Origin of the sequence: Natrinema gelatinilyticum (assembly GCF_024266705.1) — an archaeon.
GTDB lineage: Archaea > Halobacteriota > Halobacteria > Halobacteriales > Natrialbaceae > Natrinema > Natrinema gelatinilyticum.
Genome location: NZ_CP100756.1, coordinates 3,152,921 through 3,171,844, shown reverse-complemented (window position 1 = coordinate 3,171,844; position 18,924 = coordinate 3,152,921). Strand labels below are relative to the sequence as shown.

Genomic DNA, 18,924 nt, shown 5'->3' with positions numbered 1-18,924 from the left:
AGAGGGACGATGTAACACCCGACGGGATGCTGGCGGGGCCACGCCGCCGTTACTCCTCTCCCGCGAAGGGTTCGGAGGTATCTGACTTGGTTTACGTCGGTATCCTCACGTCTCTCGCAGGAATACCCACGGGGTTCGAGTCGGAACGCCGATAGTGACCGATTGTTCCAGCACGGGCGCGGGTGTGCCGCGTCGGTCAGCATCCAGTACGGCCACAGACCATGAGAATCAGTGGTGCGGCGATTCACGCCTGGCCTGTCGGCTGAGATTCTCACGCCTATGGAAGATAGCCGACGCTTCGAGGCGTCCGGTTACGATTCGTCCGCGTCGCCCGATTTTCGTGCGCCTCGCACCTGGGTGACGTGAGTGAACGTGACCAGTCCCAGTCCTCCAACGAAGTTCCCCGCAGTCGCGACCACGATCGTCTCGACCAGCGTTTGGTATCCGATCACCGGATCGAAGAGCATCCCGAAGTAGACGTGAATCGCAGTGACGACCACGTGGTCGAAGGGTCCGAGAGCAAGCAGGAAGCCGACGAGGTATGCAAGCGAAATGCGGCTTCCGACGGTATTGACGCCCTCCAGCAGGAACGACAGCAGACTCACGAGGGCGCCTCCGACGATGGCGCTCGCGAACACCGCCTTCGTCGGCCGGTGAACGATTTCTTCTGCGGTCCGTCCCAGCGCGTGGGCCGTCCCCGTGGGAAGGACGCCGTCGACGGCGAAGACCAGCGCGAACAGAAACCCGCCGACGAGGTTGAAGACGAGCGTGACGACCCACAGTCGAATGAGCGGCGCGAGCAGCCACGAGCCGGACTGATCGACCGCCTTCGCGGCCGGATCGAAGAAGTTCTCGTTGAACAATTCCGTTCGCCCAACGACGAGGAAGACGACGCCGACGCCGAAGGCGAGCGCGCCCGCGATGTGAGCGACGTCGCCGAACTGCGGTTCGACCAGCGCGTCGACGACGCCCAGCGCGGCGATACCGAAGACGATCGTGAACCCTGCGATAAAACTCGTCGAGGCGAGCTCGAGCAAGGATTGGTCGAGACGTCGGTCGCCTTCCTCGACAGCCCGATCGAATATTTCGGCGGGGTCAGGGGCGACGGGCACAGCTCTGACGTACGCTCACTGACAAATAAGGGTCAGACATGAATACGCCATGGCCTCGTCGCTCTGATGGCTTACTCGCTTGATGTCGGAACCGTTCGATACCTCGTCCGAATCGGCCGGTAGCCGGACCGGCCTCAGGCGAGCGCGCTCGCGGCCCGAATCAGTACCGATTCCTCGAACGCTGGACCGACGAGTTGGAGGCCAACGGGGAGACCGTTCGTTTCGCCGGCCGGAACCGAAATCGCAGGCAGGTCCGCGAGGTTGACCGGGACCGTGTTCGCGTCGGCCAGGTACAACTGGAGCGGATCGTCGAGACTCTCGCCGAGTTCGAACGGGGGAACGGGCATCGTCGGCGACGCGAGGACGTCCGCCTCCGACAGAGCCTCGTCGAAGTCCTGTTTGACCCACGCACGCGCGTCCTGTGCCTTCTTGTAGTACTTGTCGTGGTATCCGGCAGAGAGTGCGTAGGTTCCCAGCAAGATCCGACGTTTGACCTCGTCTCCGAAGCCTTCCTCGCGAGCCCGCGCGAACGTTTCGTTCCAGTTTCCGGTCGCATCGCTCGCGTGTCCGTATCGAACCCCATCGTACCGCGCGAGGTTCGAGGACGCCTCTGACATGGCGATCACGTAGTATGCTTCTACCGCGTGTTCGACCGACGGGAGACTGACCTCGTGATACGTCGCGCCGCGATCTTCGAGCGTCCCCAGCGCGTCCCAGAACGTTTCCACGACGCCCTCGTCGGCTCCCTCGAGCAATTCGGTGGGAACCCCGATCCGAAGCCCGTCGACGTCTCCCGTCGCAGCGTCGACGTAGTTGGAATCGTCTCCCTCGGTCCGGGTAGTCGCGTCGCGATCGTCGCTCCCGGCGATAACGTCGAGTAACCGAGCGGCGTCCTCGACCGACTCGCCGAACGGACCGATCTGCTCTAAGCTGTTGCCGTAGGCGACGAGCCCGTACCGCGAGACGAGCCCGTAGGTCGGCTTGATGCCGACGACGCCGCAGAACGCGGCCGGACAGCGGACCGAACCGCCCGTGTCAGAACCGAGTGCGAGATCTGCCTCGCCAGCCGCAACGGCGGCCGCAGAGCCACCGGAGGAACCGCCGGGGACGTGGCCCGGGGCAGCGGGGTTGTCCGTCGGGCCGAAGAACGACGTTTCGGTGGTCGTTCCCATCCCGAACTCGTCCATGTTGGCCTTTCCGACGATGGTTGCGCCCGCATCTTTGAGCAGAGAGACGACCGTCGCGTCGTAGGGCGGGACGTAGTCTTCGAGCATCCGCGAACCGCAGGTCGTCCGAACGCCCTCTGTCGAGATGTTGTCCTTGATCGCGACAGTCCGTCCAGCCAGCGGGCCGTCCTCCGCACCCTCGATCCGCTCGTCGGTGATGAAAATGTTCTCCGCCATGATCAGGAGACGTTCGGCCCCTTGAAGTAGCCGTCCTCGGTTTCCGGTGCGTTCCCGAGCGCTTCCTCGCTGTCGAGCGATGGACGTTCCTCGTCGGGGCGCATCACGTTCGCGAGATCGACCGTTCGATCGACTTCCGGCACCTCGTCTAACGTCTCGAAGTACTCGAGGATGTCCGCGAACTGCCCGGTGAATCGGTCGACCTCGTCGTCGTCGAGGTCGATGCGAGCCAGGTCCGCGACGTGACGGACTTCCTCGGGGCTGACGGCGTCGTCGCTCATACGTGTTCGCACCGGCCTCCAGAGAGTAAGGGTTTCGATACGGGTACGCGACGAGGACGACGTCTCGGTGTCAGCGGCTGACGGTAGTGGGGCGTCGAGTTCCCCATCGGAAGACTGGATGTGCCGGCGGACGGCCCGGTTTGGGCACCGGCCGGCTACAGGGTCGGACCAACCGGGCGACGGCTGTTGCATCCGAAGAGCCGATTTATGTACTCGAAACAAGTCGTCGTACTCGCTGACGCAACGCTGGAAGCGCGTCGAAAGCTGCCTCAGATACTTCCGATAGAAGATCAGATTTTAAGTGTGAGTGCGCGCTCCGAACTCACGACCCACCCTCGAGCGGGACCCGAAACCGAGACGTAAGATGAAATTGTGCCGTCCCAATACCGTACTAACTGACGGGAGTGTCCGCTAACCAGTTCATACTCAAGAACGTTCCACGGGATGACCGAACATGGACTGTGATAACTGCGAGTCAGACGAGGTGGCGTACACCCTGACGACCTACGTCGAGTCCGGTGGCCGAGAGAGCGTCGACCTCCACTTCTGCTCGACGGACTGCCTTCGCGTCTGGACGTGATACGGTCTGCTGTACCGATGTACTGGTGCAACCGCGCCCGTCCTTCGGGTGTACCGGCAATGACGTACAGTAGTCCGATGAGGCCCCAGTCCGAGTGAAATTCCCAGTCCCAGTTCGAGTTGGCCTGAGACTCGTGACCCACCGTTTTCGTCAGAACCAATATACGGCCTCGGCGCCCAATCAGGCGGTATGGGTGCGTACGATCTGTCACTGAACGACGGCGTGAGGGACGAATCTGCCGTTCCGATGGGGGTCGATGCACGTTCGACTTACAGAATCGTCAACGGTACTCGGTTGCACGTGGTCGAAGCCGGCGGGGAATCGGATCCGCTCGTCGTCTTGCTCCACGGTTTTCCGGAGTTCTGGTACGGCTGGCGAAAACAGATCGGGCCCCTCGTAGAGGCGGGCTATCGAGTACTCGTCCCCGATCAACGGGGGTACAATCGAAGCGAGAAGCCGACAGCTGTGTCGGCCTATCGCGGAAGCGAACTCTCGCGGGACATCGTCGACCTGATCGAATCAGACGACCGGAACGAAGCGTCCGTCGTCGGACACGATTGGGGCGGAATAGTCGCCTGGGACCTCGCACTCCGGTTTCCCGATACCGTCGAGCGCCTCGCCATCGTCAACGCACCGCATCCGACCGCCTATCGCCGGCAACTCCTCGCGAATCCCGAACAGCTCCGTCGAAGCTGGTACGCCGTCCTGTTCCAACTCCCGTGGCTCCCGGAACGGGTGTGCCGATACGACGACTACCGCTTGCTCGAGCGATCGCTTCGAAATCTGGCCGCGCCAGAAACGTTCACCGACGACGAACTGGCCCGCTATCGGCGTGCCTGGGACAGGGACGGTGCACTCACAGGGATGCTCAACTGGTACCGCGCGGCCACGCGGTACCCGCCGAACCCGCCGACTGACCGGGTCGACGCGCCGACGCTCGTCGTCTGGGGTGAAGACGACGCGGCGCTCGTCCCCGCGCTGGCAGTCGACAGCGCGGACTACTGTGTAGACGGCCGACTCGAGTTATTGTCTGGAACGAGCCATTGGGTTCCCCACGAGGAACCGACTCGATTGACCGAATTGCTCCTCGAACATTTCGCTGACGGGTAACACGCTCCGTCCTCGCCGGACTTGCCCGGACCACCTCTTCGCGACCCTGGATGCACTACGTTCCGCCCCTCCTCGGAATCGCTCGAGCCGATCAGGCTGCGACCGTCGGAAACGTGTTCGGCGGTACGGCTACCCGGCGCGTCCGTGAGTATCCTGCGTGAAATGAGTTCCTGTTCGCTCTGCAGTCTCCCGACTCCCGAGGAACCGGTCACCGCAGACGACGTCGAGGGACGCTTCTGCTGTCGTGGCTGTTCCGAAGTGAGCGCCACGCTCGAGGGCCGTCAGCCAGCAACGACGATCGTCTCTCGTGTTCCGGTCAGGATCTCCGTATTCCCCGACTAGTGGTTCCTCGTGCACGCGGTCTGTTTCTCGAGGAGGGGCTGGCCACATTCGAGTTTACGCCCGCCAGATGACTGTTACGACCTCCTCGTCGCGTTCGACGGACTCGTAGAGATAGCCGCGGTCGTCCAGCTTCGGAAACAGAAACTGGGGGAGGCGATCGTTTCGCTGGATCAGGACCGTCTCCGCCGGGAGATCGGCGAGTGTCTCGAGGGTTCGCTGGAGCGGTTTCGGGGGACCGAACGAACGAACGTCGATCTTTTCCCGGGGCTGGTCGGACGGTGCGTCCGTGCGGTCGACGACGGCTGCGGTCTGTAACATGATCGGTGATGGAAGGCGTCGCACGATCGAGGTGCGTTCTCAGGCCTCCCGTTTCGGAAATCGGGCGACGAATTCGTCCGGGGCTATCTGCTCGACCTCGTAGCCGTCGGCGTCGAAGCGCTCGACTTCGGCCTGAAACTCGTAGAACAGGGGCTTCGGCTCGTGATCGTTGACGATCGTCAGCGTCTCGCCCGGCTCGAGTGCCTCGAATTCCTCGTGGATGGTCGGATGGCGGTTCACCGGCGGAATGTCTCTGACGTCGAGTCGCGTCATCTATTCGGGGTCGGTACGCTCGTCGCAAGGCAGTTTGTACGAACACGTTCGGGTCGGTCGATACAGTTCGCCGTCGTTCGAGAGTCGGGAAGACCGCCGGTAGCAGGGGGCGACGATATTCGAGTTGACCGTTTCGATTCGATAGCGGACCGCGCGAGCCCGTATATGACTGCGCGGATGCGGCGGATTACGCGTACTCGATACGAACGTGCCAGAGACCACCGTCACGCTGTTCGCTCTCGTGAGTGTACCCCCGAGCGTCGAGTTCCTCGTAGAGCGGTTCGGGTTCGAACGGCGCGATCAATCGCAGTCGCTGATCCGACTCGAGTGCTTCGAGTGCGGCCACGATATCGTCGAACGGAGGGCCCTCGATCTCTCGAACGTCGAGCGTTCGGTCTGTGGATCCAGTTGCCATCGCTCAGTCGTTCGGGTCGCGGGGGATTGGACGTTCGTCCGAACGTGTTCGGAGCGGTCGCTCTTCCCACATCGTTGGAAAAAGCCGAACATATTCGTAGCCACCGGGACATAGATCCGATCAGAATACGTTCGTATGGCCCACGCGACGCTCACCCTGACGATGCCCGACGCGGTCTGGATCCAGCAGATATCGACGGCGTATCCCGACTCGACGTTTCGGGTGCTGGCGGCCGTTCCCGGCTCCGAAACCGGCTTCGCTCTCGTCCGGATCGCCGGGTCGTCCGTCCCGAATATCGTCGAGGACATGGACGATCACCCACAGATCACCGAACTCTCGCTCGCTCAGTGGAGCGACAACGAGGCGACGGTCCACTTCGAGACCACCGCGCCGCTCCTGATGTTCTCCGCTCGAGAGTCAGGTATGCCGATCGAACTGCCGGTCGAGATTCGAGACGGCGAGGCGACGATAGAGGTCACCGGGTCCCGAAAACGTCTCTCGGAACTCGCAGATCAATTCGGCGAGTTCGGACTCCAGTACCGGATCGAACACGTCAGTGAGCGGCTCCACGAGAGCCAGATACTGTCCGAGCGACAGCTCGAGGTGATCGCCGCCGCTGTCGACGCGGGGTACTACGATACGCCGCGGTGCTGCTCGCTGACGGAGCTGGCCGGCGAACTGGACATCGCCAAATCGACCTGTAGCGAGACGCTCCATCGGGCCGAAGAGGGGGTCATCAAGCGGTTCGTCGAGAATTTACCGAACGTCGACGACGAGGAACCGCTCGAAGAGCAGATTGCGAGCCCATGACATCCTCCCCGCACTGAACTACGAGAATTTCTTCGTCTCCCAACGAATCGGTCTCGTCTGCCCGAAGGCACCCTGACTGATGCCACGTGGGGTTCTCGGCTGTGGTCTGCGAGCGTATGTGTCGGGCCACTGGAGTAGCGTGGTGGTCGTAGGTCTCCGCTCACACTGAGCGGTGAGTTCTCTTACCATGACGCTGATTTCGTCGTTCCACCGATTCGAACGCGTACGTTCACCGATCCGGACGAGTGATGCTTTCCCAAGAGGGGCGATTTGACTTAAAGATCCGAACATGATCGCGCCAATTCTCAGGTGTTGGAAATCGGCTCTATACTTCATCCGAGTTCGGTTGTGAGACGGGGAGTGAGGATCAACAAATGAACGATTTCAAGTGCATGCCGTCGAGTACCTCCGGCATGACACCAGTGTCATATTCAGAGGTGTTCTGATCTAATGAGCACGGACGACGAATCATTTCATCCGCTCGGGAACGAGTGGGAAGACGAACTCGAGTCGATGCTCGACGATACCGAGTACGACAGCCAGCTCGGTATGGAGATGGCCAAAGACGCGATGCGGGTCACGAAAGGCGAACTCTCCGAGGCCGAATTCCACGAACGCTATCACGACGACGTGATGGAGGAGTTCGGCGAGGACCAGCGCCCGACCGCTGAGGCGTACGAAGCCGCTCAGGAGGAAGCAAAGGGCACGTTCTCACGGATGCTCGATGCATTCGACGGAGACGGGGACGAAACCCGACGCGAGACGATGAAGAAGATGGGGGTCGGCGCAGCGGCCGTCGGTGTGGGTGCATTTGGCGGCAAAGCCGGCGATGTCAAGGAGAGCCTCGCCGCCGCGGAAGGAGGCCACGGCACAACGGAGACCAAAGAACACAGCGACGTTCAGTGGGGGATGACGATCGACCTCGAGCGTTGTGACGGTTGTCTCTCCTGTATGACTGCCTGTACTGAGGAGAACGCCCTCGACAAGGGCGTCAACTGGATGTACGTCATGGCCTGGGAGGATGAGCTCCACAATTCGGAGAATGCCGAAAAGGGCCAGGTCGGTAGCAATTTCAATCGGCTGAGCGAGTTCAACATGCTCGTGCGGCCGTGTCAGCACTGTACCGACGCTCCGTGTGAGAAGGTCTGCCCGACGACGGCCCGTCACACCCGTGACAAGGACGGGTTGGTGCTGACCGACTACGACGTCTGCATCGGGTGCCGATACTGCCAGGTCGCCTGTCCATACGGCGTCAACTACTTCCAGTGGGACGAGCCAGATACGGCCTACGAAGAAATTCCGAATCAGAAGAACATGACCACCGCTCAGTACGAATACGGTGAGCGCTGGGTCGATGCCCGGGCCCCCCGTGGTGCGATGAGCAAGTGTGTCATGTGTCCGTCCAGACAGGACGGCGACATGGGCGAGGAGAAAGTCGGAACGACGGCGTGTGAGGACGCCTGTCCGCCGAACGCGATCCAGTTTGGCAACGTCAAAGACGAGAAGAGCGACCCCTACCAGCACCGCGAACACCCGACCAAGAGTCGCGCGGTCGTCCACCTCACGAACAGTTCGGAATCCGAGTGGGATATCCCATCGCCGGATACCGTCAACAGCACTCTCAGTTCGGACAACGACATCGAATCCGCCGTCGAGGCCCTCAACAGCCTCGAGGACGTGACCTTCACCGAGGACACGTTGGCCGTCATGAAGGCGATCGATATCGCCAGTGAGGGCCTCGAACCGGACGGCGACGAGAACAACAGCATCCTCCAGGGCGAACAGACGATTCTCCAATCCCTGGCGGCGATCGAGCAATACGTCGACCTCGAAACCGAGGACGCACTTGCCGAGCTTCAACTCGGCGAGGGCAACGCGGGAGACGCACGGATCCGACTCGAGCAGTTCGCCGGCAAGCCGAACTCGTTCAAACTGCTCGAGGACGTCGGAACGAACCCGAACGTTACGTATCTCGGACAGGAGCCCGGACCAAACGCCCATCAGGTCGAAGGACCGACCAAATACGAGGACATTGACCTGGTCGACGAGCGCCAGGAAGTCCTCGACAACGAAACCGTCGGACGCATTGACGGGGTGTCGCTATGAGCACGAAGACACCGTCTGAGGAGGACATCCTCCGTCCGATCGGATCGTTCACGAAAAAATACATGGCGGTCTACGGCATCGCGGCGCTGGGGCTCGTAGCCTTCCTCGTTGCATGGGCCTATCAGCTCCAGCAGGGGCTGATCGTCACCGGCCTCGGCGACTGGGGTTCTGGTGGCGGCTCTACGTGGGGTCTGTACATCGGCGCGTTTATCTGGTGGGTCGGTGTCGCTCACGGCGGCATCATCCTTTCAGCCGCGGTCCGTCTACTGGGTATGGACCGGTACATGCCAGTCGCCCGGCTCGCGGAGATGACGACGATCGGTGGCCTCTCCGCCGCCGGCTTCTACATCCTGGTCCACATGGGGCGGCCGGATCGGATGGTGACGAGCGTCATCGGCCACTACCACATCACGGTCAATAACTCCCCGCTCGTGTGGGACGTGACCGTCATTACGGCCTACTTCGTGCTGTCGGCGACGTACCTCGGTCTGACCCTTCGCTACGATGTTAGCCGCTTGCGAGACGATCTGCCGGACATGTTCGAACCGGTCTACAAGATACTGACTATCGGCTACAGCGAGAAAGAAGACGCGATCATCGATCGGATGGTCTGGTGGCTCGCCGCCGCAGTCATTATCATGGCTCCGCTCTTGCTCCACGGTGGCGTGATCCCGTGGCTGTTCGCACTCCTTCCGGCGATGCCTGGCTGGACCGGCGCAATTCAGGGACCAACGTTCCTCAGTATCGCGCTCATGTCGGCGATCAGTGGCATAATGATCATCGCCTATGCGTTCCGCCGAGCCTACGACTGGGATCACATCATCACCGACGACATTTTCCGAGGGCTGCTCCTGTGGCTCGGATTCTTCACCCTGTTGTTCCTGTGGTTCCAGCTTCAGCAGATAATCAACGGCGTATTCCTCGGACCGACTAACCAATCGGTTGCGGTCGAGGCAAAGATCGCCCATCCGGTCTACAGAGTTGCGATGGCACTGATCTTCGGCACGCTCGTGTACATCTTCTTGCAGGGGATTCGACCGGCCCTGTTCAGTAAGAAGCGAGCGCTCATCGCGAGCGCTATAATTCTCTGTGGTACGCTAACCGAGAAAATTCTATTCGTCGTCGAGGGATTCTTGCACCCCACGTTCGACATTTACGCGGCGACTCCCGGGACCTACTTCCCGAGCGCAATCGAGTGGCTGTCGCTCGTCGGCACGACCGCGCTGGTTGCACTTTTATTCCTCAACCTCGCGAAGCTAGTTCCTGTGGTTGAACTCCACGCCATCGAACACCTGCGTGGTGACCACGAACACGGTGCCGAACCGACCGAACCGACCGAACCTGAGGTGGAAGCATGAGTACAACGCAAACGATCCTGTCCACACTCCTGTACCACGGCTACGACGGTACGAAGGGCTTCACCGGCTTCGCCAACGAGGGGACCTACATCATCTTCGCAGTGATTCTGGTCCCGGTATACATCATGCTCGCGGCCTGGTTCCTAGGTGAACCACGCGACACGAAGACCGGGCTCCTCGGCGTGAGCTATCTCGTCGGACTGACGACATCGATGTGGGTCGGAATGTTCATTCTGACCGTTCTCATCGGCATCGTCTTCTACGGCGGCGCGCCGGAGCCGTTCACCAACGTCGGCCCACCGTAACCGTCACCGTATCGCATCCGAACACCGACACCGACGTCGACATCGATTTTCATTTTTGCGCACGACGCGTCGAGAGCCTCGTCGCTCGAGGACCGAACCATCACACGTATCCCGCTCCACGCCGTTCGTACGGCTAGCATCCAGCCACTATGAGTATCACAGAACACGAACTCGAAATCAAACTCGAGTCTGTCGAGGACCCGGACATCGGCGAGGACATCGTCTCGCTCGGGTTGGTCAACGACGTCACGATCGACGACGAGACGGCGAGGATATCGCTCGCGTTCAACGCGCCGTACGCACCGTCCGAACTCGAGCTGGGCAACCGAATCCGCGACGTCATCGAGGATGCCGGCCTCGAGGCGGACCTCCGGGCCCACGTCGGCGAGGAACACGGGTTCGACGACGAGGTACTGCCGCGCGTTCGTAACGTAATCGCCGTCTCTTCCGGGAAAGGTGGCGTCGGCAAGACGACGGTCGCGGCCAATCTCGCGGCTGGTCTCGAGAAGCGCGGTGCGATGGTGGGGCTGCTCGACGCCGACATTCACGGACCGAACGTCCCCCGGATACTGCCGGTCGAAAGCGAACCCGGTGTGACTCCGAACGAGGAAATCGTTCCGCCGCGATCAGACGGCGTACGGGTCATCAGTATGGGCCTGATGATGGAAGAAGAAGACGACCCCGCGATCCTCCGCGGACCGATGGTCAACAAGTTCATGCTGAAATTCCTCGAGGGCGTCGAGTGGGGCCGGCTCGACTACCTCATCGTCGACTTGCCGCCAGGGACCGGTGACGCGACGTTGAACCTGTTGCAGTCGATGCCGGTTACGGGGTCGGTCGTCGTCACGACGCCCCAGGAGATGGCGTTGGACGACACCCGAAAAGGGATCCAGATGTTCAACAAACACGACACCCCGGTGCTGGGCGTCGTCGAGAACATGAGCTCGTTCATCTGCCCGTCCTGTGGCGATCAACACGGCCTGTTCGGAACCGACGGCGCCGAGACGATCGTCGAGAACTACGACGTGCCGCTGCTGGGCAAGATTCCGATCCATCCCGACTTCGGGGCCGATGGGAGCGAGGGGGCACTCGTTAAAGACGACGACAGCGAGGTACAAGAGTACGTCGAGGAGGTCGTCGGCGAGATCGCCGATCGGATCGGCGAGACCAATCGCCGGACGGTCGCCGACAACGTGGAACACGAACCGGCAAACAAACTGCCGACCGAAACCAAGGACTGATCGACGTCTACGGGTGCCGACTCGTCACTCCGTATCAGTTGTTGCAAATACGATTTCTTTATTCAGTCTGCGGCGTGATTTTTCGTACCAATTCATCTAGCTCGCATGAATTATCAAATTAGTTAACCTTCATCTTCTCCCTGAGTCATGACACTGGTTCGACCGGGGTCCAATGGGTTTCACTCGCGGTTCGCAGGTAGCTGTTCTGCTGAACTTTTGTCAGAATTCGTCTGCTGCATACAGCGTGCAAATGCAGCACGAGATTCAGTTCAATCTACGAACGTGGTGGTTGATCAGTACGGGCAGTGTAGTTATCGGACGGGGACTCATCCCCTATAGACGATGTCGTGATCGGCCTGTTGAATACAGGAGCTGTCTTTCCCCTGGCAAATCAACACTACGTTCTTCGTCTGCTTCGAAATATCGGTGGCCTGGCCCGCATTAACTGTTGGGTTGTTCGATGACGCCGAATTGTTGGAGCATGCCGAGCGTATCACTCAGCACCCATCGTTCGGCAATCTTCCCGTCCTTCATGCGAGCGAACATCGTAACCTCGATCACGTATGCCTTCCCTGTCGGTTCGAAGCCCATGAACTCACCCTCGTGGATTCCTCGCGACGACCATCGAATAGCGACGCGATTGCTCTCGGCGACAACGTCCTTGACGGTAGCCGAGGGGCCTGAAAACGCTTCATAGAGGTATTCGGTCGTTTCCTTGAGTGCCTCGCGGCCTTGGGTCTTTCCGAAAGTGTCGTGGTGGTCGATCACATCTTCGGTGGCGATCTCGTCGATGAGATCGATATTTTGCTCCGAGATCACCTCTTCCGGGAACTTTCGGACGATTTCCTTGTTCTCCTCTGGTGTGGTTATCATTCTTAGTGTCTCCTCTTCGAGGCGACCTTGTCACGGGGCAAGTTCTTCTACGCTGTGGTCTCCGTTAACTATCACCACCATATCGATAAGGCTTGGGGAGGACTCCGTTATAGTATCAATTGCTTTTCGGAGAAAACGAGAACTACACGCTTTGTATCCAGCACTGCTCTGCCACCATCACCGATGGCTGATAGAAGTACCAACGTTAAATTTGTATGCTTCTTTATTGGATATTTCGGGCTTAGAATCATAAGCCTTCTTAGAAATATATCCAGTTGATTATTTTTACTTGCCAGTGAAAGAATTACACTGTTTTCATTTCTGTTACATTCTGAATACAGGAATTATATTGGCAACAACTGGTACTGACTGGCAACTCGATTCCGCACTCGTCCGTATTCTCGACGCCGCTTTGATCACTCGCCAAACGTCTCTTCCCCCATCGTTATAGGATCGTCCGGCGAATTCAATCCACATGTTCGATAGATACGCCGATGCGATCGCCGACCTCGAGCCGGGCGACGGAGAGATCGAGACCGCCGAACTGGTCGTCACCGACGACGTGCTCGTGAAGGCGTTCGCCCTCGGGCCGGGCGCGGAACTCGAGGTTCACGAACACGCCGAGAGTACGAACGTCTTCCACGTCCTCGAGGGGACGGTGACCGTGATTCAGGACGACGAGCGCGAGCAAATCGCCGCACCCGGAGTCGTGCACCACGAGCGCGGAGTCGACCACGGCGCGCACAACGAGACTGACGAGATGGTCGTCTTCACCGCGAGTCTCTGTCCCCTGCCGTCCTGAGCAGAACCCCGTTGCGCTCAGTCGGATCGGGTGGGTGCGTCTTCGAGTAGCGATTCGACGTACTTCGTGACGTGGTCGTCGATCCGGCGTTTGTAGCCCGCTTGGCGGGCGAGCCGATCGAGTTCGCGGGCGACGAGACTGCCGTACTGGACCGCCTTTTTGTCTCGTTTGGCGACCTCGTCCGGTAGATACCGTGTCGCGATCCGTCTGAATCCTCGTTTTCGCCCGTCGTCGTCCGCCAACAGGGGATCCGGCAGGCACAGCGCCGCCTCGAGTACCGCGTCGTGGAGAAACGGCGCCACGGGCTCGAGGCCCGTCGACCGAATCGTCAGTACGTCTCGTGGAAGCTGGCGCGGGAGGCCCTCGATTTGCTCCCGGACTGCTCCGCGGACCGTCTCGGCGTCGACGCGGTGATCGAGCCGGACGACCTTCTCGTAGCCGCCGAATAGTTCGTCCGCCCCCTGGCCGACCGCGAGCGCATCGAACCCGTCCGCAGCGACGCGTTCCCCGACTAGATACAGCGGAAGCGCGATCTGGACGTCCATCGCGTTCGTCCGGCCGGTGGCCCGCGCGACTTCGGGCGCGGCGCGTTCCAGATCGTCCGGCTCAAGTTCGACCACCGTGAGGTCGCGGTCCATCGCGTCGGCTGCCGTCCGTGCGGCATCGACGTCGTGACTGTCCGGGAAGCCGACGACGTACAGCGGCGCATCGAGGAGTTCGGCCACCAGCGCCGAGTCCACGCCGCCCGAGAAGGCGACGGCGATCTCCTGCCCATCACCACTGACGGTGTCGCCGGCCGTCCGAATCGCGTCTGCGAGGTCAGAGAGCGCGACGTCCTGGTCCGGCTCCGGGTCCGGGCTGGGAAGCGTCCAGTGTGACCGCTGTCCGGCGAGCGGGTCGTCCACCGGTGCGACCGCACCGGCCGGAAAGAGCCGGGGATCGTCGAGAGCGGACGGCTCGAATGCCCACGTCTGGTCGTGGCCGTCGGTATTTGCGCCGGCGTCGACGAACAGCGGTACGCGTCCGAGAACGTCTCGAACGAGGCGGTCGTCGAGTGCTCCGGCGAAGCCCGTCGTACCCGGCAGCGGGTCGCGGCGCTCGAGTGCGTCGCGAACGAACGTCGTCTCGGCACCGCGTAATTTCGCTTCGGTCATTGTGGCTGCATACCGGTCATCTGAATAGTTTGAGGACGTGGCTCAGTCGTCTCGTGACGCCGCCGGCGAACTGCTGAACGCTGATTCGCCACGGCGTTCGTTTCCCTTCGACGGTCGTCCGGCCGTCCGCGATCGCCTCGAGAATCGCGTCGGCCGTCCGTTCGTCGGCGTCGACACGCGTAATCGCCTGTCCGACCATTTCGCTGATGTGGGCGTCGCTGCCGGCTGTCATCGGCAGGTTTCGAGACTTTGCGTAGCGTTCGGCCTGCCGGTTCGCTCGTCCGGTAAACAGCCGTGAGTTGTAGACCTCGATCGCATCCCCCTCCGCGAGTTCGTCGCGAGAGATGCGAGCCATCACGCCGTGGCGGGCCTCCTGAAAGGGGTGTGGAATCACCGCCAGTCCGTCCTGGTCGCGGATCGCCTCGAGCGTCGACTCGAACGAGAGCCCCGGCTGGACGGCCCGTTCGAGGCCCAGCCCCAGCACGTGGCCCGCCTTGCTCGAGATTTCCATTCCCGGAATGCCGACCAGGCCGTAATCGGGGGCGCGCTCGACGGCCTCGAGGCTCGCGTCGATTTCGTCGTGGTCCGTCACCGCGATCGCATCGAGGCCGACGGCCTCGGCCTGCTCCAGAATGAGCTCGACCGGGTCGCGGCCGTCGTAGGACAACGACGAGTGCGTGTGAAGTTCGACCGACAGCACGGTCGTACGTTTTGACGGCCTGATCAAAAACCGCTCGATCCTCCCGCTCGAGTCGAACTCGAATCAATCGGGAGACGAAGTGGTCGAGGCCCGCTCTGGTCGGCGTCGACCCTTCGACAGGTGGTTTCGAGCGGCGACCACTCATCGACGGCGCGCTGCGAGCGGAAGAGCCGCCCCCGGCCAGTCTACACCGATCGGTCCCGTCGATGGTCGGCCTCGATCTATGCACGAACGTGGACATGGAAACCCCTTTACCGGCCGGCTTTCATCATCTAGGTGAATGAGTCTTGCCGATTCGGACCGCGAACTCGTCGTTTCCGAGCTGAGGCGAGAGCCGACGCCTGCGGAGGCGGCGCTGTTCGAGAACCTCTGGAGCGAACACTGTGCGTACCGCTCCTCGCGACCGCTGCTGTCGGCGTTCGACAGCGAGGGCGAACAGGTCGTAGTTGGGCCTGGCGACGATGCGGCGGTCGTCGCGCTGCCTGGAACCGGCGATGGTGACGGGAAACGAACGTACGTCACGTTGGGGATCGAGAGCCACAACCACCCCTCCTACGTGGACCCGTTCGACGGCGCTGCGACCGGCGTCGGTGGCATCGTTCGAGACACGCTCTCGATGGGCGCCTACCCGATCGCGCTCGCGGATTCGCTTTACTTTGGCGAGTTTGACCGCGAACACTCGAAGTACCTCTTCGAGGGCGTCGTCGAGGGGATCAGCCACTACGGGAACTGCATCGGCGTTCCTACCGTCGGAGGGAGCGTCGACTTTCACTCCGATTACGAGGGAAACCCGCTGGTCAATGTCGCCTGCGTCGGGCTGACCGACGAAGATCGGCTCGTCACTGCCGAGGCCCAGAAACCCGGCAACGCGCTCGTCCTCGTCGGAAACGCCACCGGCCGGGACGGACTCGGCGGCGCCAGCTTTGCCAGCGAGGACCTCGCGGAGGACGCCGAAACCGAAGACCGACCCGCCGTACAGGTCGGCGATCCGTACGCCGAAAAACTGCTGATCGAGGCCAACGAAGCGCTCGTCGACGAGGATTTAGTCGAATCCGCTCGCGACCTCGGCGCTGCGGGCCTCGGCGGCGCCTCGAGCGAGATGGTCGCCAAGGCCGATCTGGGGGCACGGATCGACCTCGAGCGCGTTCACCAGCGCGAACCGAACATGTCGGCGCTCGAGATTCTACTGGCCGAGTCCCAAGAGCGGATGTGCTACGAGGTCGAACCGGAACACGTCGACCGCGTACGCGAGATTGCACAGCGGTTCGATCTCGGTTGCTCGGTCATCGGTGAAGTCACCGACGGCAACTACGTTTGCAGGTTCGAGGGGGAGACCGTGGTCGACGTGGACGCGTACTTCCTGGGAGAGGGCGCGCCGATGAACGATCTCTCGACAGACGCCACCGAACCGCCCACCACCGACCTGCCCGACGTCGATCTCGAGGACGCCTTCGATGCCGTGATCTCGAGTCCGAATACCGCCTCGAAGCGGTGGGTCTATCGGCAGTACGATCACGAGGTCGGCGTACGAACGAGCGTGGGACCGGGTGACGACGCGGCCGTCGTCGCGATCCGGGAAGCGAGCGCGGAGCCACGGTCCACGGACGCGTCGAACGGCGACGGCCGCGAGACGGGAACGGGGCTCGCGATTTCCTCCGGCGCCGCACCGAACTGGACCGAGATAGCCCCCCGTGAGGGTGCCCGTGCGATCGCACTCGAGAACGCGACGAACATCGCTGCCAAGGGTGCGATGCCGCTTGTCGCGGTCGACTGTCTCAACGGCGGGAACCCGGAGAAACCCGAGGTCTACGGCGGCTTTACGGGAATCGTCGACGGACTGGCCGAGATGTGCGAGACGCTATCGACGCCCGTCGTCGGCGGGAACGTCTCGCTGTACAACGACTCGGTCACGGGGCCGATTCCGCCGACGCCGACCCTCGCGATGGTCGGCTCCAAGGCGGGGTACGACGCACCGCCGCTGACAGTCGAGTCGGCGGGCGATCTGGTGCTCGTCGGTGATCTCGGCATCGAAACCGGCGAACCGAGACTCGGCGGTTCCGAGTACCTGGCACAGTTCGAGGGGAGCGATCAGTTCCCCGACCTCCCGTCGGATCCCGAGAGCCTGATCGAGTCGCTCGCGACGGTCGCGAACGACGGTGCGACGCTGGCCGTCCACGACGTCAGCCACGGCGGACTGGCCGTTTCGCTCGCCGAGATGGTGACGGCCGAGGCCGGTCTCAGGGTGTCGATCCCCGGTGACGATCCGGTCGGCGCGCTGTTTCACGAACAGCCGGGTCGCGCACTGATCCAGACCGAATCGGTGGACGCCGTGCGGGAGGCATTCAACGGCGTCGCTCCGATCGTCGAACTCGGCGTGGGAACCGACGATGGAACGCTCACGATCGACGTCGGGGACCGAACGCTCACGACGGACACAACCGAGATCAGCGAGTTGCGCGCGACGATCGAACGTGGACTCGAGTAGCGAATCGCCGGCGAACGCGAGTGAAACCACGTCAAATGACGTCTCCGACCTCGCCTGTCGCGGCGTCGAATGGCTATCGCTGAGACGTTTATTGGACAGAGTGTCCGGCATCTTGATATAGATCGGGAACTATTCGTCATACGAGCGGGTACCCCAGGAGGAAGTCTGATGACAACCGAGACCCCGTCCGTTCTGATCGTCGAAGACGAGCCGGACCTCGCGAACCTGTACGCGGCCTGGCTCGGCGGCGAGTGCGACGTCGAGACGGCGTACGACGGAAACGAAGCGCTCGACGCCATCGATGAGGACATCGATGTCGTGTTGCTCGACCGGCGGATGCCCGGTCTCTCCGGGGATACGGTTCTCGATACGATCCGAAATCGATCACTCGACTGCCGGGTCGCGATGGTGACGGCGGTCGAACCGGACTTCGACATTATCGAGATGGGATTCGACGACTACCTCGTCAAACCAGTCTCGAAGAAGGAACTGATCAGGATCATCGAACAACTGGTCCTTCGCGCCATGTACGACGAACAGCTTCAGGAATTCTTTGCACTCGCCTCCAAGAAGGCGCTACTCGACGATCAGAAGACCGAGGCCGAACGCCAGTCCAGCCAGGAGTACGCCGAACTCAACGATCGAATTGCCGTTCTCCGCGTCCGTGTCAACGATACGGTCCAGGAGCTGTTAGAACAAGACGGATACCGACAGCTCTGTCAGGACATCGCGCGTGAATCGGTCATCCCGAAGTAGCGAGATCGAGTCTGGACCGTTTCGTCTCCCCGTTACTGCACTGTCGAGCCTGGCTTCCGCTTGCCGTCGCTCGGAGCCGTCGTGCATGTACCTTTCGGACAAGACGGGGATCTGCGCGTCAATCGTACAGCGGAACCCCTCCGGAAACTGTGTCTCGATCGTTTGGGGAAAATCCGTTCCATATAACACGACCGATCAGTTCACCGGGATCGCGCTCGAGCAGCGTTTCGGCTCGCTCGGTGAGATCCGTGAACCGAAAGCCCGTATCGAGTGCAAAGAAAGCGTCGGTAACGTGGTCGACGAGGGGTGCCGAGCGTGTCGTCACTGATTTCCACCCCTACCAGTCGACGGGCCCGTCCCTCCATCGATTTCGAGGCAAACACTGTCCGGAGCTGTTGTCACCATCGACCGCCGATCAGCCTATAGTTGGTGAAAGCCCTGTTTCAGTGTCGTGGCCGAGCGACGTCCGGTGTGAACTGAGATCATTCGGTCCCCCGTTC

The 18,924-nt window shown here is 61.5% G+C and carries 20 protein-coding genes and 1 pseudogene; 11 read left to right on the top strand and 10 right to left on the bottom strand.

Annotation, left to right across the window (positions count from 1 at the left end):
- Nucleotides 1-311: 311 nt before the first annotated feature.
- From NJU76_RS15535 to gatC, 3 genes are all read right to left on the bottom strand, one after another.
- Nucleotides 312-1,112 carry a formate/nitrite transporter family protein gene (locus NJU76_RS15535; protein ID WP_254530260.1) on the bottom strand — a complete coding sequence of 267 codons (801 nt, stop codon included), beginning with the start codon at nucleotides 1,110-1,112 and terminating at the stop codon, nucleotides 312-314.
- A gap of 134 nt (nucleotides 1,113-1,246) precedes the next feature.
- Nucleotides 1,247-2,515, bottom strand: coding sequence for an Asp-tRNA(Asn)/Glu-tRNA(Gln) amidotransferase subunit GatA (gene gatA, locus NJU76_RS15530; RefSeq protein WP_254530258.1), 1,269 nt, complete (start codon nucleotides 2,513-2,515; stop codon nucleotides 1,247-1,249).
- Nucleotides 2,516-2,517: 2 nt separating this feature from the next.
- On the bottom strand, nucleotides 2,518-2,796 hold the full coding sequence (gatC, locus tag NJU76_RS15525; RefSeq protein WP_254530257.1) for an Asp-tRNA(Asn)/Glu-tRNA(Gln) amidotransferase subunit GatC: 279 nt from the start codon (nucleotides 2,794-2,796) through the stop codon (nucleotides 2,518-2,520).
- A 454-nt stretch (nucleotides 2,797-3,250) separates the two neighbouring features.
- Between gatC and NJU76_RS26595 the strand changes: the two genes are divergently transcribed.
- From NJU76_RS26595 to NJU76_RS15515, 3 genes are all read left to right on the top strand, one after another.
- Nucleotides 3,251-3,376, top strand: a complete 126-nt coding sequence (locus tag NJU76_RS26595) for a hypothetical protein (RefSeq protein WP_256566087.1) — start codon at nucleotides 3,251-3,253, stop codon at nucleotides 3,374-3,376.
- Between the two features lie 246 nt (nucleotides 3,377-3,622).
- Nucleotides 3,623-4,486, top strand: a complete 864-nt coding sequence (locus NJU76_RS15520) for an alpha/beta fold hydrolase (RefSeq protein ID WP_425604304.1) — start codon at nucleotides 3,623-3,625, stop codon at nucleotides 4,484-4,486.
- Between the two features lie 144 nt (nucleotides 4,487-4,630).
- Nucleotides 4,631-4,828, top strand: coding sequence for a hypothetical protein (locus NJU76_RS15515; RefSeq protein ID WP_254530253.1), 198 nt, complete (start codon nucleotides 4,631-4,633; stop codon nucleotides 4,826-4,828).
- Nucleotides 4,829-4,882: 54 nt separating this feature from the next.
- Here the strand turns inward: NJU76_RS15515 and NJU76_RS15510 are convergent, their stop codons facing one another.
- From NJU76_RS15510 to NJU76_RS15500, 3 genes are all read right to left on the bottom strand, one after another.
- Nucleotides 4,883-5,146, bottom strand: coding sequence for a DUF2249 domain-containing protein (locus NJU76_RS15510; RefSeq protein WP_254530251.1), 264 nt, complete (start codon nucleotides 5,144-5,146; stop codon nucleotides 4,883-4,885).
- Between the two features lie 39 nt (nucleotides 5,147-5,185).
- The gene (locus tag NJU76_RS15505) at nucleotides 5,186-5,419 is read right to left on the bottom strand and encodes a DUF2249 domain-containing protein (protein ID WP_254530250.1); all 234 of its coding nucleotides are present in this window, start codon (nucleotides 5,417-5,419) and stop codon (nucleotides 5,186-5,188) included.
- Between the two features lie 187 nt (nucleotides 5,420-5,606).
- Complete coding sequence (locus tag NJU76_RS15500) at nucleotides 5,607-5,834, bottom strand: DUF2249 domain-containing protein (protein WP_254530248.1); 228 nt, start codon at nucleotides 5,832-5,834, stop codon at nucleotides 5,607-5,609.
- 135 nt (nucleotides 5,835-5,969) lie between these two features.
- On the opposite strand from NJU76_RS15500, the gene NJU76_RS15495 reads away from it, so the two are divergent.
- The 5 genes from NJU76_RS15495 to NJU76_RS15475 all read left to right on the top strand — a co-directional run bounded on the left by NJU76_RS15495 (nucleotide 5,970) and on the right by NJU76_RS15475 (nucleotide 11,654).
- Nucleotides 5,970-6,644, top strand: a complete 675-nt coding sequence (locus NJU76_RS15495) for a helix-turn-helix domain-containing protein (protein WP_254530246.1) — start codon at nucleotides 5,970-5,972, stop codon at nucleotides 6,642-6,644.
- 450 nt (nucleotides 6,645-7,094) lie between these two features.
- Nucleotides 7,095-8,750, top strand: coding sequence for a 4Fe-4S ferredoxin N-terminal domain-containing protein (locus NJU76_RS15490; RefSeq protein ID WP_254530244.1), 1,656 nt, complete (start codon nucleotides 7,095-7,097; stop codon nucleotides 8,748-8,750).
- Nucleotides 8,747-10,108, top strand: coding sequence for an NrfD/PsrC family molybdoenzyme membrane anchor subunit (gene nrfD / locus NJU76_RS15485; protein WP_254530242.1), 1,362 nt, complete (start codon nucleotides 8,747-8,749; stop codon nucleotides 10,106-10,108). Before NJU76_RS15490 ends, nrfD begins: the two co-directional genes overlap by 4 nt.
- Nucleotides 10,105-10,413 (top strand): hypothetical protein, encoded by a 309-nt coding sequence (locus NJU76_RS15480; RefSeq protein ID WP_254530240.1) that lies wholly within the window; start codon nucleotides 10,105-10,107, stop codon nucleotides 10,411-10,413. Before nrfD ends, NJU76_RS15480 begins: the two co-directional genes overlap by 4 nt.
- A gap of 149 nt (nucleotides 10,414-10,562) precedes the next feature.
- Nucleotides 10,563-11,654 (top strand): Mrp/NBP35 family ATP-binding protein, encoded by a 1,092-nt coding sequence (locus tag NJU76_RS15475; RefSeq protein ID WP_254530239.1) that lies wholly within the window; start codon nucleotides 10,563-10,565, stop codon nucleotides 11,652-11,654.
- 441 nt (nucleotides 11,655-12,095) lie between these two features.
- Here NJU76_RS15475 and NJU76_RS15470 read toward each other — a convergent pair whose 3' ends face one another.
- Entirely contained in the window at nucleotides 12,096-12,527 is a 432-nt protein-coding gene (locus tag NJU76_RS15470; RefSeq protein WP_254530237.1) for an ester cyclase, read from the bottom strand.
- Between the two features lie 475 nt (nucleotides 12,528-13,002).
- Here NJU76_RS15470 and NJU76_RS15465 point away from each other — a divergent pair, with 475 nt between their 5' ends.
- Nucleotides 13,003-13,329: a cupin domain-containing protein gene (locus NJU76_RS15465; RefSeq protein ID WP_254530236.1), complete on the top strand. Its 327-nt coding sequence runs from the start codon at nucleotides 13,003-13,005 to the stop codon at nucleotides 13,327-13,329.
- A 17-nt stretch (nucleotides 13,330-13,346) separates the two neighbouring features.
- Here the strand turns inward: NJU76_RS15465 and NJU76_RS15460 are convergent, their stop codons facing one another.
- Complete coding sequence (locus tag NJU76_RS15460; protein WP_254530234.1) at nucleotides 13,347-14,483, bottom strand: asparagine synthase C-terminal domain-containing protein; 1,137 nt, start codon at nucleotides 14,481-14,483, stop codon at nucleotides 13,347-13,349.
- A 16-nt stretch (nucleotides 14,484-14,499) separates the two neighbouring features.
- Nucleotides 14,500-15,183 (bottom strand): PHP domain-containing protein, encoded by a 684-nt coding sequence (locus tag NJU76_RS15455; protein ID WP_254530233.1) that lies wholly within the window; start codon nucleotides 15,181-15,183, stop codon nucleotides 14,500-14,502.
- Between the two features lie 280 nt (nucleotides 15,184-15,463).
- Here NJU76_RS15455 and purL point away from each other — a divergent pair, with 280 nt between their 5' ends.
- Nucleotides 15,464-17,668 (top strand): phosphoribosylformylglycinamidine synthase subunit PurL, encoded by a 2,205-nt coding sequence (purL, locus tag NJU76_RS15450; protein ID WP_254530231.1) that lies wholly within the window; start codon nucleotides 15,464-15,466, stop codon nucleotides 17,666-17,668.
- Between the two features lie 168 nt (nucleotides 17,669-17,836).
- Nucleotides 17,837-18,424, top strand: coding sequence for a HalX domain-containing protein (locus tag NJU76_RS15445; RefSeq protein WP_254530228.1), 588 nt, complete (start codon nucleotides 17,837-17,839; stop codon nucleotides 18,422-18,424).
- A gap of 87 nt (nucleotides 18,425-18,511) precedes the next feature.
- On the opposite strand, the pseudogene NJU76_RS15440 reads toward NJU76_RS15445, so the two are convergent.
- Nucleotides 18,512-18,749: pseudogene (locus NJU76_RS15440) on the bottom strand (histidine kinase); the annotation flags it as partial.
- Nucleotides 18,750-18,924: the final 175 nt, after the last annotated feature.

Bases quoted from the DNA above. Each gene is read 5' to 3' on its own strand.
- NJU76_RS15460 (WP_254530234.1), bottom strand. From the start codon at position 14,483: ATGACCGAAGCGAAATTACGCGGTGCCGAGACGACGTTCGTTCGCGAC.
- NJU76_RS26595 (WP_256566087.1), top strand. From the start codon at position 3,251: ATGGACTGTGATAACTGCGAGTCAGACGAGGTGGCGTACACCCTGACG.
- NJU76_RS15510 (WP_254530251.1), bottom strand. From the start codon at position 5,146: ATGTTACAGACCGCAGCCGTCGTCGACCGCACGGACGCACCGTCCGAC.
- NJU76_RS15490 (WP_254530244.1), top strand. From the start codon at position 7,095: ATGAGCACGGACGACGAATCATTTCATCCGCTCGGGAACGAGTGGGAA.
- NJU76_RS15480 (WP_254530240.1), top strand. From the start codon at position 10,105: ATGAGTACAACGCAAACGATCCTGTCCACACTCCTGTACCACGGCTAC.
- NJU76_RS15465 (WP_254530236.1), top strand. From the start codon at position 13,003: ATGTTCGATAGATACGCCGATGCGATCGCCGACCTCGAGCCGGGCGAC.
- NJU76_RS15445 (WP_254530228.1), top strand. From the start codon at position 17,837: ATGACAACCGAGACCCCGTCCGTTCTGATCGTCGAAGACGAGCCGGAC.
- NJU76_RS15505 (WP_254530250.1), bottom strand. From the start codon at position 5,419: ATGACGCGACTCGACGTCAGAGACATTCCGCCGGTGAACCGCCATCCG.
- gatC (WP_254530257.1), bottom strand. From the start codon at position 2,796: ATGAGCGACGACGCCGTCAGCCCCGAGGAAGTCCGTCACGTCGCGGAC.
- nrfD (WP_254530242.1), top strand. From the start codon at position 8,747: ATGAGCACGAAGACACCGTCTGAGGAGGACATCCTCCGTCCGATCGGA.
- NJU76_RS15500 (WP_254530248.1), bottom strand. From the start codon at position 5,834: ATGGCAACTGGATCCACAGACCGAACGCTCGACGTTCGAGAGATCGAG.
- gatA (WP_254530258.1), bottom strand. From the start codon at position 2,515: ATGGCGGAGAACATTTTCATCACCGACGAGCGGATCGAGGGTGCGGAG.
- NJU76_RS15470 (WP_254530237.1), bottom strand. From the start codon at position 12,527: ATGATAACCACACCAGAGGAGAACAAGGAAATCGTCCGAAAGTTCCCG.
- NJU76_RS15520 (WP_425604304.1), top strand. From the start codon at position 3,623: ATGGGGGTCGATGCACGTTCGACTTACAGAATCGTCAACGGTACTCGG.
- NJU76_RS15495 (WP_254530246.1), top strand. From the start codon at position 5,970: ATGGCCCACGCGACGCTCACCCTGACGATGCCCGACGCGGTCTGGATC.
- NJU76_RS15475 (WP_254530239.1), top strand. From the start codon at position 10,563: ATGAGTATCACAGAACACGAACTCGAAATCAAACTCGAGTCTGTCGAG.
- purL (WP_254530231.1), top strand. From the start codon at position 15,464: ATGAGTCTTGCCGATTCGGACCGCGAACTCGTCGTTTCCGAGCTGAGG.